Annotated in this window: 11 protein-coding genes; 6 read left to right on the forward strand and 5 right to left on the reverse strand. The window is 73.8% G+C overall.

Annotated features, from left to right (window positions below; translation table 11 throughout):
- Positions 1–42 precede the first annotated feature (42 nt).
- The 6 genes from ACQPZF_RS18905 to ACQPZF_RS18930 all read left to right on the forward strand — a co-directional run bounded on the left by ACQPZF_RS18905 (position 43) and on the right by ACQPZF_RS18930 (position 7,444).
- Entirely contained in the window at positions 43–534 is a 492-nt protein-coding gene (locus tag ACQPZF_RS18905) for a MarR family winged helix-turn-helix transcriptional regulator (protein ID WP_433273376.1), read from the forward strand.
- A gap of 170 nt (positions 535–704) precedes the next feature.
- Positions 705–2,855, forward strand: a complete 2,151-nt coding sequence (locus ACQPZF_RS18910; protein WP_433273378.1) for a hypothetical protein — start codon at positions 705–707, stop codon at positions 2,853–2,855.
- A gap of 5 nt (positions 2,856–2,860) precedes the next feature.
- Positions 2,861–3,139, forward strand: coding sequence for a hypothetical protein (locus ACQPZF_RS18915; protein ID WP_433273380.1), 279 nt, complete (start codon positions 2,861–2,863; stop codon positions 3,137–3,139).
- Positions 3,136–4,122 carry an AAA family ATPase gene (locus tag ACQPZF_RS18920; RefSeq protein WP_433273382.1) on the forward strand — a complete coding sequence of 329 codons (987 nt, stop codon included), beginning with the start codon at positions 3,136–3,138 and terminating at the stop codon, positions 4,120–4,122. The genes ACQPZF_RS18915 and ACQPZF_RS18920 overlap by 4 nt, the downstream gene beginning before the upstream one ends.
- Positions 4,119–5,267 carry a DUF58 domain-containing protein gene (locus ACQPZF_RS18925; protein WP_433273384.1) on the forward strand — a complete coding sequence of 383 codons (1,149 nt, stop codon included), beginning with the start codon at positions 4,119–4,121 and terminating at the stop codon, positions 5,265–5,267. The genes ACQPZF_RS18920 and ACQPZF_RS18925 overlap by 4 nt, the downstream gene beginning before the upstream one ends.
- On the forward strand, positions 5,264–7,444 hold the full coding sequence (locus ACQPZF_RS18930) for a DUF3488 and transglutaminase-like domain-containing protein (protein WP_433273386.1): 2,181 nt from the start codon (positions 5,264–5,266) through the stop codon (positions 7,442–7,444). Before ACQPZF_RS18925 ends, ACQPZF_RS18930 begins: the two co-directional genes overlap by 4 nt.
- A gap of 77 nt (positions 7,445–7,521) precedes the next feature.
- On the opposite strand, the gene ACQPZF_RS18935 is transcribed toward ACQPZF_RS18930, so the two are convergent.
- The 5 genes from ACQPZF_RS18935 to ACQPZF_RS18955 all read right to left on the reverse strand — a co-directional run bounded on the left by ACQPZF_RS18935 (position 7,522) and on the right by ACQPZF_RS18955 (position 13,930).
- Positions 7,522–9,138 carry a protein kinase domain-containing protein gene (locus tag ACQPZF_RS18935; protein WP_433273388.1) on the reverse strand — a complete coding sequence of 539 codons (1,617 nt, stop codon included), beginning with the start codon at positions 9,136–9,138 and terminating at the stop codon, positions 7,522–7,524.
- Positions 9,139–9,339: 201 nt separating this feature from the next.
- Positions 9,340–10,551 carry a DUF6239 family natural product biosynthesis protein gene (locus tag ACQPZF_RS18940; RefSeq protein ID WP_433273390.1) on the reverse strand — a complete coding sequence of 404 codons (1,212 nt, stop codon included), beginning with the start codon at positions 10,549–10,551 and terminating at the stop codon, positions 9,340–9,342.
- Positions 10,552–10,555: 4 nt separating this feature from the next.
- A complete protein-coding gene (locus ACQPZF_RS18945; RefSeq protein ID WP_433273392.1) occupies positions 10,556–11,080 on the reverse strand; it encodes a hypothetical protein in 525 nt (174 codons plus the stop codon).
- A gap of 384 nt (positions 11,081–11,464) precedes the next feature.
- Positions 11,465–12,127 (reverse strand): winged helix-turn-helix transcriptional regulator, encoded by a 663-nt coding sequence (locus tag ACQPZF_RS18950; protein WP_433273394.1) that lies wholly within the window; start codon positions 12,125–12,127, stop codon positions 11,465–11,467.
- Between the two features lie 213 nt (positions 12,128–12,340).
- Positions 12,341–13,930, reverse strand: a complete 1,590-nt coding sequence (locus ACQPZF_RS18955; protein WP_433273396.1) for a DHA2 family efflux MFS transporter permease subunit — start codon at positions 13,928–13,930, stop codon at positions 12,341–12,343.

Raw genomic sequence — 13,930 nt, forward strand, 5'->3', positions numbered from 1 at the left:
GCATCCTGGTTGAAGGTTCAACAAGGACCGTATGATGGGAGCATGAGCGACGTGCGGTGGTTGAGCGCCGATGAACAGCAGGTTTGGCGCGGCTTCATGACCGCCGTGACCAAGTTCACCGAACACCTGGACCGGCAGATGCAGCGCGACTCGGGGATGCCCATGGCGTACTACGAGATCCTCGTCGCGCTGTCCGAGGCCCCGGAGCGGGCGCTGCGGATGAGTGAGCTGGCGTTGAACTGCCACTCGTCACGCAGCAGACTCTCCCACGCCGTGGCCAAGCTGGAAAAGGAGGGCTGGGTCGAGCGGCGCGCGTGCGACTCGGACCGGCGCGGCTCCATCGCCCAGCTCACCGATCGCGGTTTCGCCGTGCTGGAGGCCGCCGCGCCGGGGCACGTGACGGCGGTCCGCGAGCACCTGTTCGACGTGCTGACCCCCGAGCAGTTGCGGTCTCTGCACGAGATCAGCCGGGCCGTGGAGAACGGCCTCCGGACCGAGTGCGCCAAGGTCCACGCCGAACTCGGCGAATTCTGAGACCGAACCGGATCCGGCCCCCGACCCGAACACCTCGGCGACGGTGATCGCCCGCACGAGGAGGTCGACGGTCCGATGTGGACGCATCCGGCGCATGGCGCGGTGGGCCAAGCGGAGCATAATGGCAGGTCCGGCGGGAATTGTCGGACCATGGCGTTAACATCCGCGCCGTGGGGATGAAGCTGGGAAGGATCGCGCGTCGCGTGGTCGGGGCAGGTCGACGTGAGTCGGCCAGTTTCGGCGCGGCCGTGCTCGGTCTGCTGCTGCTCGCGGGCGCGGCGCTGGGTGACGGCATCTCCCGTACGGCCGTGGAGGTCTCCGACGGCCTGACCTGGCTCAACGACGACCAGCGCGGCGAGGTCGTGCAGGTCAACCCCAGCTCCGGCAAACCGCAGACGCGCCTCCAGGTCAGCGGCGGCGACGCCCTGCTGGAGATCGCGCAGTCCGACGAGCAGTTGATCGTGCTGGACCGGCGCACCGGCCAGATCACCGTGATCGACCTGGCGACCCTGCTGGCCAGTGGCCGCAGGCAGGCGCCGCCCGGCGCGTCCGCGAAGGTGCTCATCGTGGGCGACCGGGTCTACGTGGTCGACCGCGCGGCGGGCACCGTGCACAACGTGGACCCGGTGACGCTGGCCGATGTCGGCGAGGCGTGGCGGGTGGGCCAGCCGCTGGCGGACGTGGTGGCCGACGACCGCGGTGTGGTCTGGGCCGTGGACCACGGCGGCAACCTGCACGCCCTGGAGTGGGTGGACGGGGCCGACCGGTTCCGCGAGCTGTCCAGCCGGCCGGTGCCGGGTGCGGGGCCGCGCACGGCGCTCGTGCCGCACGAGCGGGGCGTGACCCTGCTCGGGCTGGAGGGCGGCGTGGTCGTGCGGGACGGCACGAACCGCGACCTGACGGCCAACACGGTGTCGCTGTCCGGCGAGGTGCTGGCCGCGCAGACCAGTCCGACGGGCCTGGTGCCCGCCTCGGTGCCGGACGCCGGCGCGGTGATCCTGGTGTCGGACAACGAGGTGCTGCGGGTGGACATGGGGCGGTTCGGCTGTTCGCGCCCCGGTCGGCCCGCGGTGTTCCGCGACCGCGTCTACGTGCCGTGCCGCGGCGCGGGCAAGGTCGTGGTGCTCGACCGCTCCGGCGGGCGCGGCAGCGACGACGTGCGGACGTCCGGCTCCGGCGACCCGGAGTTGGTGTTCGACGACGGCAAGCTGTTCATCAACACCCCCGGCGCGGACGCGGGCGTGATCGTGGACTCCGACGGCCGCACCCGGAACGTGGTGATCCGCAGCCCCGAGCTGCCGGTGACCGACCCGGACCGCTCGCCCATGCCGAGCGTGCCCAGCCCGCCACCGCCGCGTCCGGACCCGCCGACGCGGGACAACCAGCGCGGTGGCCCCAACGCGCCGGCCGTGCCGACCACCGACGTGCCGGTGACGACACCGAGCGCCGGGCAGTCCGGTGTCGCGCCGGGCCGCCCGCCGGGCGTGACGGTGAGCCAGACGTCCAACAACGGCACGACTGTCGTGGTGCGCGTGACGTGGGGCCCGGCCCCGGACAACGGCGAGCGGGTCGACGGCTACTCGGTGACCGCGACCGGCGCGTTCAGCGGTGGCAGCAAGACCTCGCAGGTGGCCGGCACGTCGGCGGACCTGAGCCTGCCCTGCGGCGGGACGTTCTGCACCAGCGGGCGGCTGGACGTGTCGGTCGCGGCCTACAACCGGCTCGGCGCGGGCGAGTCCTCCACCGCGTCGTGGACCGTGCGCCCGCCCGTCGCGGCCCCGCCCACGACCACCGTGCCGCCCCCGACCACCACGACACCGCCGCCGGTGGTGCCGACCACCACGACGACGGTGCCGCCACCTGTCACGACGACCACGACGCCGCCTCCGCCGAGCCTGCCCACGGCCGGCGCGACGGTGATCACGGGTGTGGTGGGGACGGGTGACATGTTCTCGCGGCAGGTGAACATGGCCCCGCCGGCGGACTGGGCGAACCACGACGGCCGGTGCGAGGTTGTGAACACGACGCAGGGTTACTCCGTGCCGATCGCGTGTTCGGCCACGTCGGCGGAGATCTACGTGGATGTCGGCGTCAACCGCATCGTGGTGATGGCGTACGCGGCATCGGGCGGGGGCTCGGTGGAGTCCAACTACCGCAACGTCCGGGTGATCGACCGGGAGCCGTGTCCCCGCAGCCCGTGCCAGCCGCGCCGCGCTCCGTCGTCGGAGAGCACGCCGCTGGTGGGCGGTGGCATCGGCCTGCTGGCGACGGCGTGGCTGCTGCGCCTCCGCGACCGACGTCGGCGTGACGGCGAGCTGTGACGGGCTTGGACCAGGACCGCCCGGCCCGGCGGTTGGCAGTGGGCCCGAAGCCGGGCTCGGGTTCGGCCGCGGTGCGGGTTCGGGCCGTGCGGTTCGAGGCCGTGCGGTTCACGAGCGTGCGGCTTGCGAGCGTGCGGTTCGCGAGCGTGCGGGTCGGCGACGTGCGGTTCGCGAGCGTGCGGTTCGGGGCGGGATCAGGCGTTGAGTCCGGTGATTCGGGCGCTGGGCCGGTCGCACGGCCGGTGTGCGGGCGGGTGTGGGACGAGGGGTACGGCGAACAGTGACGACTACGGCAGTTCCGGCGATCGGCGAGGACGAGATCGCGGCGTTCCGCGTCCTGCACGCCCGGCTCGGTGACGCGGTGGAGACCGCGATCCGGGGCAAGCGGGCGGTGGTGGACCTGGTGCTGGTGTCGATGTTCGCGGGCGGTCACGTGCTGCTCGAAGACGTGCCCGGCACCGGCAAGACGACGTTGGCGCGGGCGGTCGCGGGTGCGTTGGGCGGGGTGTCGCGGCGGGTGCAGTTCACGCCCGACCTGCTGCCCTCCGACGTCACCGGCACGTCCGTCTACGACCCGCAGACCGGGCAGGTCCGGTTCCGGCCGGGGCCGGTGTTCGCGAACATCGTGCTGGCCGACGAGATCAACCGGGCCGCCGCGAAGACCCAGTCGGCGCTGCTGGAGGTGATGGAGGAGCGCACGGTCACCGTCGACGGCGTCGCGCACGCGGTGCCCGCCCCGTTCCTCGTGGTCGCCACGCAGAACCCGATCGACCTGGACGGCACCTACCACCTCCCGGAGGCGCAGCTCGACCGGTTCATGCTGCGCACCGCCATCGGCTACCCGTCCGTCGAGCACGAGCTGGACGTCCTGCGGCCGGGCAGCGGCGCGGGATTCGTCGGCGCGGTGCCGACGGTGTCCAACCCGCACGTGGTCGCGGAGTACAGCCGCCGCCTCCAGACGCTGCACGTGGCCGAGCCGATCCTGCGCTACATCGGCGAGCTGGGCACGGCGTCCCGGGCGGACGACCGGTTGCGGCTGGGCGCGAGCACGCGCGGGCTCAAGGCCCTGGTGCGCTGCGTCCAGGTGCACGCGGCGGCGCAGGGCAGGCACTTCGTCGTGCCGGGTGACGTGCAGGAGCTGGTCGTGCCGGTGCTCGCGCACCGCCTCGTGCTGACGCGGGAGGCGCAGCTCGCGGGCGCGACCACCGAGGAGGTGCTGACCGACGTCCTGGCGGGCGTGGCGGTGCCGCGGCCGTCGGCGCGATGACGAGGGTCCGGCTGACCGCACGTGGCCTGGGCGCGGTGGTGCTCGGGGTGCCATTGGTGGCGGTCGGCCTGTGGTGGCGTTATCCCGGCGTCGTCGGCCTGGGCGTGGCGCTGACCGCGCTGGCGCTGGCCGGGGTGCTGTCCGTGCTGGCCCGCGCACCGGTCGTGCCGAAGCGGACGGTGCGGCCCCGGACCGTCCAACGCCTCGGCACCTGCACCGGCGTGATCGAGCTGACCGGCGCGAGCAGGCGGTTCCCGGTGCTGTTCGACGCGACCGACGACGTGGCGGGCGCGCCGGTCGCCGTGGACATCCCGCTGCTCGACCCCGGCCAGCGGGTCAAGGTCGAGTACCCGATACCGACGCACACCCGGGGTCTGCTGAAGGTCGGCCCGCTGACGTTGAGCCGGCGCGGCCTCGCCGGTCTCGCGCACGCCCGCACGGTGGTCGGCGACGTGGTGGAAGTGCGGGTCGTGCCGCGCGTGCTGCCGGTGCGCGGCCTGCCCGGCGGCGTCAAGCGCGGTCACGTCGGCGCGGACGAACGGGTCGAGCGCGGCGGCACCGACCTGGTGGGGCTGCGGGAATACGTGCCCGGCGACGACCTGCGGCGGCTGCACTGGGCGACGTCGGCCCGCACCGGCACGCTGATGATCCGCGAGGACGCCGACCCGGCCCGGCCGCACCTGGCCGTGGTGCTGGACGACCACGCCGACGGCTACCCGGACCCGAAGGACTTCGAGGACGCGGTGGAGGTGGCCGCGTCCCTGGTGACCGTGGCGATCGCGGAGGGCCACCCGGTGCGGCTGCTGTCGGCGTCCGGGGCGGTGGACGTGGAGCTGCCGGCGGGCGCGGTGGACGCCGACGCGTCCGTGCTGCTCGCGGTGCTGGCCGACCTCAAGGCCGCCACCGACCGGGGCGTGCCGCGTCCCGTGCCGGTCCGGGACCTGGACGTCGTGGCGGTCGTGTGCGGGGAGGGCTCGGACCTGTCGGCCCTGCTGCTGGAGGCCGGGCGGGCGTCGGTCGGCGTGGTGCTCTCGGTCGACCCGTCGCCGGCCGCCGCGATCTCCGCCATCGGCGCGGTCCTGGTGCTGCGCGCCCCGAACGCCGAGGGCCTGCTCTCGGCGTGGAACACGGCGGTGTCCCGGTGATCGCGCGGCTGAGCTGGTCGGCGCTGCTGATGGTGGTGGCGGCGATCCACTTCGCGTCCGGCTGGCAGGGCTGGCTGCCCGCGCTGGTGTTCGGCGGCGCGGCGCTGCTGGCGTTCGCGTGCGTGCCGCTGGTGCGGTGGGAACGCGTGCCGACCGGGCTGACCATGTTCGGCCTCCTGGCGCTGGTGCTGGTCGGCGGCTACTGGGTGGCGCGCGGCACGGCCGACACGACCGATCCGGTGACCGTGCTGCTCGACCTGGTGCCTCGCGTGCTGACGGCCGCGCGGCCCGCGCCCGCGACGCCCGAACTGCTCGTGCCGGGGGCTCTGCTGACCTTCGCGGTGGCGTTGGCGGCGGCGGTTTCCGTTGCGGGCAAAGGACGTTCGCTGTTGGCCCCGGTGGCAGGAGTGGCCGTCCTGTACACCTGCACGGCGTTGCTCACCGCCGGCCGCGCGGACCGGCACGGGCTGATCGCGCTGGCGCTCATCGCGCTGATCGCCCTGGGCTGGCTGGTGGTGGACCGGCTGGAGGCCGGTGGGCGGCTGCTGCTGGGTCTGCCCGCCGTGCCGGTGGCCGTGGTGGCGTTGCTGGCGACCCTGCTGCCCGCGAGCGGGGCGTTCGAGCCGCGTGAGCTGGTCGAGCCGCCGGTGACCGACCTGGGCGTGGCCAGTCCGCTGCCGCAGTTGGCGGCGTGGGCGAACCTGGGCGACACGGAGCTGTTCCGGGTCAAGGGACCGGAACGCGCGGTGCGGCTGGTCGCGCTGTCGGACTACTCCGGCGCGGCGTGGCGGGCGGCGTCGCTGTACGGGCCGTTGGGCGCGGTCGCGGCGCCCGACCTGCCGGCCGGCTCGCGGGTCGAGGAAGCCGAGATCGAGGTGACCATCGGCGAGCTGTCCGGAAGCTGGCTGCCCACCGTGGGCCGGCCGACGTCGGTCACGCTGGACGGCGCGATGGCCGACCCGGACTCCGGCTCGCTGGTGCTGCTCGACGACCTCGCGCCCGGCCTGCGCTACCGGACCCGTGGCGTGGTCGACGTGCCGGAGGACACCGACCTGCTCAACGCGACCGTGCCCGCCGGCGACCGGACCCGCCGGTACCTGGCGCTGCCCGGCCTGCCGTACTCGCTGGCCGAGTACGCGCGGCAGATCGTGCAGAACGCCCGCACGCCCTACGAGCGCGCGGTCGCGATCGAGCAGGTCGTGAAGATCGGCCGCACGCCCGACGCGCAGGCGCCCGTGGGGTCGTCCTACGCGCGGCTGGAGCGGTTCCTGTTCGGTGCCCCCGGCGAACCGGGCGCGAACGCCGGGACCGCCGAGCAGTTCGCGTCGGCGTTCGCGGTGCTGGGCCGGGCGGTGGGCCTGCCGACGAGGGTCGTGGTGGGCTTCCAGCCGGCGGCGGGCGAGGAACGCGTGGTGCGCGGCAGCGACGCCACGGCGTGGCCCGAGGTGTACTTCGCCGGCTGGGGCTGGGTGCCGTTCGACCCGGTGACGGGCACGTCGTCGGGCGGTTCGAGCGCCGCCGCGAAGCGCGAGGTGCTGGACCGGCTGGCCTCCGTCACGGCGACCCCGACCACGACGGCGCTGTCCGCACCGCCGCCGTTCGTGCCGCCGTCGAAGGCCCCGGACGCGCAGGCGACCGCCGCCCCGTCCCGCCAGTGGGTGGGACTCCTGGCGCTGGGCTCGATCCCGGTGCTGGTCGTGTTCGCACTGGGCTTGCTGAGGACCGGCCGCCGGCTGCGGTTGCGGCGGGCGGGGGTCGCGGGCGCGTGGGACCACGTGCTGGACCTGCTCCTGCTGTCCGGCCGAACACCCCGCCGCGACCGGACGGCCCCGGACATCGCACGGGACCTGGCTCTGCCCCCGGCGATGAGGCTCGCCGCCTTGGCCGACCGCACCGCCTTCGCCCCGAACAGCCGGCCCGCGCCGAACCGCGCGCCGGTGCCGAACAGCCCGCCGGTGCCGAACAGCCCGCCGGTGCCGAATCGCGCGCCCATGCCGAATCGCGCGCCCATGCCGAATCGCGCACCCGCACCCGCACCCGCACCGGCCGCCGGTCCGCCTGATCCGGTTGAGGCGTGGCGGTTGGCACGTGAAGTCCACAGTGGACTGAGGCGGATCGTGCCGTGGCACCGACGGCTGTTCTGGGCCGTCGATCCCCGGCCTCTCTGGCGGCGTTAGGCGCGTAACCGCCCTATCGCGCCCCGGAACACCTTGCGTTCGAACACCGTGCCGTCAGTCGTTGCGGGACCGCGCCGTCAGCCGTTGCGGACCGCGCAGGCGCGAGGGGACGAGCCGCTTTGCGTCGTCGGGTCGACCAAGCCGATCGCGAGCAGTTGGAAGCAGTACTGGTCGGCCTCCGGGTCGAGTCCCTCCACCGTGTACGAGGTCACGCCGGCCGCCACGTTGACCAGGGGCTGGGCCTTTGCGCCGGTGACGTCCACGACGACGAACTGCGCGTTGCCGTCGCTCGGGTCGGTCCAGAACAGCTCGATGCTGGAGCCGTTGTCCTCCAAGCGTTTCAGCGTCGGCCGGTACTTCGGGTCGCCGCCCTCGGGAATGGTGGCCGGGGTGGTCGTGGCGGGGACGGGGATCTCCGACTCGGTGGTGGTCGTGGTGCTCGGCGGCGCGGCCTGCCCGCCGCCCCGGTCCTGCGTGCTCAGCAGGACGCCCGCCACCACGCCCGCGACCACGGCCACCGACGCGAACACCAGCGGGCGGCGGCTGCGGCGCGGCCGGACCGGCGGTTCGGGCAGCGTCACCATCGGCGGCGCGGGCGGCGGCACCACCGGGCGTGGCGGCGTGTCGTGCCGCACGGTCAGGTCGGCCAGGTCCTCGGTCCACGTGCGCACCGGTTCGGGCGCGGCCGGTTCGGCCTCGGCCGAGGGCGCGTCCTCCACCGCGGGACGCGGCCCGAAGTCCGGGATCGACGTCGGCCCCTCGGGGAACCGGTCGGGTCCTTGTCGGTGCAGCGCCGCGGTGTGCTCGGGGTCGACCGTGGACTGCGGCGCCCACGTCGGCACCGCCGCCAGCGCGGCCCGCAGCGCCGTCGCGTCCGGGAACCGGTCCTCGCGCGCCTTGCTCAGGCACCGCATGATCAGCGCCACGAGTTCCGGCGGCACGTCCCGGCGGGTCAGCGACCGGGGTGGCGACGACTGCACGCGGCCCAGGTAGCCGAGCATGGTGTCCTGCTCGGGCGTGGACGACGCGAACGGCGGTTGGCCGTCCAGCAGGGTGAACAGGGTCGAGCCGAGCGACCACAGGTCGTCCGACGCGGCCGGCCGCTGCCCCTCGACCATCTGCGGCGCGGCGTGCCGGTAGCTGACGAGCTGCAACGAGGCCGAGTGCCCCGCGTCCGCGCCCCGCGCGATGCCGAAGTCCGCCAGCACGTAGGACGTCGGCAGCACCAGGATGTTCTGCGGCTTCACGTCCCGGTGCAGGATGCCCTGGCCGTGCGCGAACGCCAGCGCGTCGGCCACCGCCATGCCCGCCGCGATCACCTCGGCCACCGGCAGCGGGCCGCGCTGCTGCAGGCTGTCGTGCAGCGAACCCAGGTCGTAGTACTCCATCACGATGCACGGCCGCCCGGCGATCGAGCCGGTGTCCAGCACGGTCACGATGTGCGGGTGCTGGCGGCCGAGCCGGACGGTGATCTCCAGCTCCCGCTGGAAGCGGTTGACCGTGTCCGGGTCGGTCACATCGAGGACCTTCACCGCGACATCGCGCCCGAGGCCGTCCTGACGCGCCCGGTACACGGTGCCCTCGCCGCCGTGCGCGACGAGCCGGAAGTCGCTGTAGCCGGGCAGGCTGATCACGGGTGCCGGGCCCGGCGCGGGCGGGGGCGCCCAGGCCCCCAGGTCGTCGGACGGATCCACCAGCGAATCCTATCCGTCGGCCGGGCACGGGATTCACACCTCCGAACGGCCGTGGTGCGGTGGCTCCGCTCAGCCGACCGTCGGCCGATGAGCTTCCGCGACGCCCGTGACTTCCCGCTGCGCCACGCGACCGACAACGCCCCCGCCCGGAGCGATGGGGTCAACCGGCCGGACGCCGATCCCGTTGCCGCGCGCTGATGGTCAACTGCCCGACCAGGCGGCGAGTCCGGGTGTCGACGGGCGTTCCCCCGGGAACGCGTCGGCCAGCACCCGCGCGTACCGCTGCGCGTCCGGCGTGCTCAAGTCCGGCGGACGCAGCCAAGGCGCGAGGTGCACGCGTCCGCCGTCCGCCCGACCGCCCAGCACCAGCACATCGGCAGCGGACGTGACGATCGGGATCCCGCGCCGCCCGGCCTCGTCGCGCACGACACCCTCGGCGGCGGCCGACCGCTCCGACGAGTCCGTGACCAGAGCGAACGGCCCCGGCATCGACGCCACCTGAACCCGCAGCGCGTCCGCGTCGGCATCGGTCAGGCGTGGCCACGGCGGATCGGCGCGGCCGGTCAGCACGGACGCGAGCACCGCACCCGCGTACTCGACGCCCTCCGGCCCCCGCACGTCCGGCCCCGACCACGCCTCCCGTCCGGGGTTCACCGGCACGGTCGCCCGTCGGCCGGCGTGTTCCAGCCACAGCGAGCCACGCCCCTCCACCAGCCAAACCAACGCCCATCGACCACTCGCACCCGGCTGTTCCCGCGCCGCCACCAGTGCCGCCGGGCCGTTGCCGACCCGCACCGGAACATCCGGGACGTGCACGACGTTCCAGCCGGGACGGTGCGGCACCACCAGCACGTCGACCGCGTCCCCCAGCACGATCCTGGTCAGCAGCGGCCGGCCGGACGGCGGCGTGGCCAGGTGCCCGGCCAGCGTGACCTGGGCGAGACTCGCCAGCAACGCCACCGCCAAGCCCGCCCCGACCACGCGGACCACCACTGTCGACGGGCACAGCGCAGCCCACGCCACGCCCGCGAACCCGGCCATCAGCACGACATGCGCCACGGCCAGCGGCGGTCCGGTGAACCACACGGCGGTCGCCGCCGTCACCAGCACGACGGCGGCCAGCACGCAGTGCGCGAGCGCGGGCAACTGCCTGCGGGACAGCGGAGGAGCCAGCAGACAGGCGATCACGGCGACCGCCGCCGGGCCGGGCAGCCACGACGCGTCCGCCACCAGCAGCGCGACGATCCCGCCGGACGCGGCGACCGCCGTGACGACCCGGCGGGTGAGCACGCCCGACGAAGGCGTGAACGGCCGGGCCAGCGCCCACCCCGCCACGACCGTCACCGACAGCAGCAGGACCAGACGGAGCAGGGTGAACCCGAGGGGAAGGCCTACCGTGCCGTGCTCGTGCACGGATTCAGGCCGGCACCGGGGTCGCGCACGCGCACCGCATCTGCGCGCGTTCGTCCGGAGTCGGGCGCAGGTGCAGCACCATCGCGACCACCATCGGCATGAACACCACGAAGTTGTAGAACAGGTGCAATTCGACCCGCGGCACCACCAGTTGGATGACGCTGGTGGGTGCCGGGCGGCCCAGCAGGAACACTCCGGTGGACGACTGGACGATCAGCAGCAGGTGTTCGATGTGGTGCCAGAACTGCAATGCCAGCGCGATCGCCCACCACTTGCGGGAACGGCCGGTGAAACCCTTCCGCAACAGGAACAGGGCGACGATCATCACCAGGGCGAACCCGTAGTGCAGCACCTCGGAGGTGATCAGCCACGGGAACCAGATGCCGAGCACGCCCCTGGCCTGGGGCACCGGCCAGCCGAGCGCGTAGATCTGCACCGCCTGGACGATGTGCTCGACCCAGTGCGCGATGACGACGAAGAGGAACGCGTAGAGCGCGGTGCGGTGCCGGCGAGTGTTCAACGCGTCCATCCAACCGATCGCGGCATTCGAATGGACTCGGGTGTGTGCCACGGACCCTCCCGCTTTCGCGTCGTAGCGCCGGAATCCTCCCGGTGTCCCCCGAGGTTACCGGCGGTGGTGACCTGGGAAAACGACTCGTCGCGGAATGCGCAATCTCGAAGAAGACCGGGTACGGGCGGGATGTGGTGGGCCGGATTCCGCGCTCGCGGCGGGAACGAATCGGCGCGCCGAGGGTGTCGGGCGACTGCGGTTGGCGCCGCCGAGCGTCAGGCGACCACCGCTGGTGCCGCCGAGGCGTCCGGCGACCACGGCTGGTGTGGTGCCGCTGAGGCGTCCGGCGACCACCGCCAGTGCCGCCGAGCCGCCGCGCACCACGGCCGGTGCCGTCGAGCGTCAGGCGACCACGGCCGGCGCGGGGAGGGGGAACATCCGCAGGAATCGCTCGACCAGCGAGCGGTCGCCGATGACTGTCGCCTCGCCCGTCGCCTCGGCCTCCGCCAGCGGCAGGTCGTCCCACAGCAGTCCGTTCAGGGTGCGCGGGTCCGTCGTGAGCACGGCGTGCGGCCGGTCGGGTTCACCGCGGCGGATGGTCAGGCCGTCCGACAGCCGCACCTCGAAGCCGTCGTCGCCCATGCGGACCGCCAGCTCCGCCTCCAGGCCGCCGGCGAGGTCCGGATCGAACAACGCCTTCAGCGCCAGCATGACCGAGTCGACCCCGATCCCGCCGTCGCGGTGGAGACCGGGGGAGCGCACGCCCCAGCGTCCCAAGGCGAGGATCACCGGCTCCAGCTCCCGCCCCCACGGCGTCAGCTCGTACACGCGCGCGGACGCGGGCGGTGCGAGCTTCCGCCGCCGCAGCACGCCCGCTTCCTCCAGTTCGCGCAGCCGCTGGGACAGCACGTTGGGACTGGCCCCCGGCATCCCGGCCCGCAGGTCGGTGAACCGCTTGGGCCCGAACAGCAGTTCGCGGACGACCAGCAGAGCCCAGCGCTCGCCCACCAGGTCGAGGGCGTGGGCGGACGCGCAGCCGTCGTCGTACCTGCGCTTGGTCGTCACAATGACAGGTTACCAGCGATAGTACGGTTTTCTTACTAGTTGGTTGCTTGTTAGGACCCACTGCTAGTACCGTTCGTGGCCGAGGTGTCGAGCCTCCCCTCACGTGCTTCCTCCCCGACAGGACCCCCAGCCCGACGGGAGGGAGCCGAGAGGCGGTGTCCCCGAACACGACGGACATCCGCCGCGGGGTCGCGCGGATGGGCTGGTCCCGGCTCATCCGCGCGGCTTCCCTTGCGCGGCGACGGGAACCGGTGCGGTCATCCGGGTGGCCAGCGCGCCGCCCAGCAGGACCGCGCCGGCCACCACCACCAGCGCGGGGCGGGCCGCCGCGGCGAACGCGGTGTCGAACGCCTCCCGCACCAGGCCGGCGAACCGCGCCGCCTGGTCGGGCGGCAGATCGGCCGGGACGGGGATGCCCCCGTGCTGTCCCGTGCCGAGTTGCAGGCCCCGTGCGACGGCGTCCTCGAAACCGGCCAGGAACCGGGGCCGCGACGCCTCGGGCAGCCGGTCGGCCAACGTCACGGCTTCCGCGCGCAGGGCGGCGACCAGCCGGTTCTGCAACACCGCCCCGATGACGGCCGCGCCCAGCGCCGCGCCGACCTGCCGTGCCGTGTTGAGCACGCCCGAGGCCGCGCCCGCCAGGTCCGGCGGGACGCCGCGCATCGCCTCCGTGGTCGTCGGGGCCACCGCGAGGCCCATTCCGACGCCGACCGCGAGCATCGGCGCGAGGAACGTGCCGAAGGAAGCCCCCGGCCCGGTCAGGAACGCCACGCCCAGCACGCCGAGCGCGTACACGGACAGGCCGACCACCAACAGGATCCGCCCGCCGACCCGGTCCGCCAGCCTGCCGCCGAACGGGGCCACGGCGCTCAGCGCCACCGTCCACGGCAGGGCCGTCACACCCGACATCAGCGGGCTCATGCCGAGCAGGGTCTGCGTCTCCAGCACGAAGACCAGCAGCAGCCCGTACATCGAGAACGACGTGAGCAAGGTGATCGCGGTGGCGATCGGGTAGTCGCGGTCGCGGAACAGGGCCGGCGGCACCAGCGGTTCCCGGCGGCGGCGTTCCCACCGCACGAAACCCACGCCGAGCGCGGCGCTGACCGCGAACACCAGCGGGATGCCGATCGGCCCGGCGATCGTGCCCCAGTCGTGCCGCTGGCCCTCCACCAGCCCGTACACCAGACCCAGCAGGGCGAACGTCGCCAGCACGACGCCCACCAGGTCGAATCGGTGCGGCCGGCGGCTGCGCGGGTCCGGCACGAAGCGGACCGCGAGCAGCAGGCCGAGCAGCCCGAACGGCACGTTCAGGTAGAACACCGACTGCCAGCCCAGGTGGGTGATCAGCAACCCGCCCACCGTCGGCCCGCTCACCGCCGCGACGCCCGCCACCGCCGTGAAGATGCCGAACGCCGCCCCGCGCCGCTCGGCCGGGAAGATCGCCGAGATCAGCACCAGCGCCTGCGGCACCAGCGCCGCCGCGCCGATCCCCTGGAGCACCCGCGCGGCGATCAGCAGTCCCGGTGTCCCGGACAGCCCGCACAGGACGGACGCGGCGGTGAACAGGGCCAGCCCCGCGACGAACACGGCCCGCGGGCCGACCAGGTCGCCGATCCGCCCGAAGATGATCAGCAGCGACGCGAACGCCAGCAGGTAGCCGTTGAGCACCCACAGCACGTCGTCGATGCCCGCCCCGATGCCGGCCATGATGTCCGGCGCGGCCGTGTTCACGATGGTGGTGTCCAGCAGGATCAGGAAGTTCGCCAGGCACAGCACCGCCAGCGCCCGCCACGGACGGCCCAC

Origin of the sequence: Actinosynnema sp. CS-041913 (genome assembly GCF_050942485.1) — a bacterium.
Classification (GTDB): Bacteria; Actinomycetota; Actinomycetes; order Mycobacteriales; family Pseudonocardiaceae; genus Actinosynnema.

What these genes read in the sequence shown, in the direction of transcription:
- ACQPZF_RS18905 (WP_433273376.1), top strand. Translation starts at nt 43, where the DNA reads ATGAGCGACGTGCGGTGGTTGAGCGCCGATGAACAGCAGGTTTGGCGC.
- ACQPZF_RS18925 (WP_433273384.1), top strand. Translation starts at nt 4,119, where the DNA reads ATGACGAGGGTCCGGCTGACCGCACGTGGCCTGGGCGCGGTGGTGCTC.
- ACQPZF_RS18945 (WP_433273392.1), bottom strand. Translation starts at nt 11,080, where the DNA reads ATGGACGCGTTGAACACTCGCCGGCACCGCACCGCGCTCTACGCGTTC.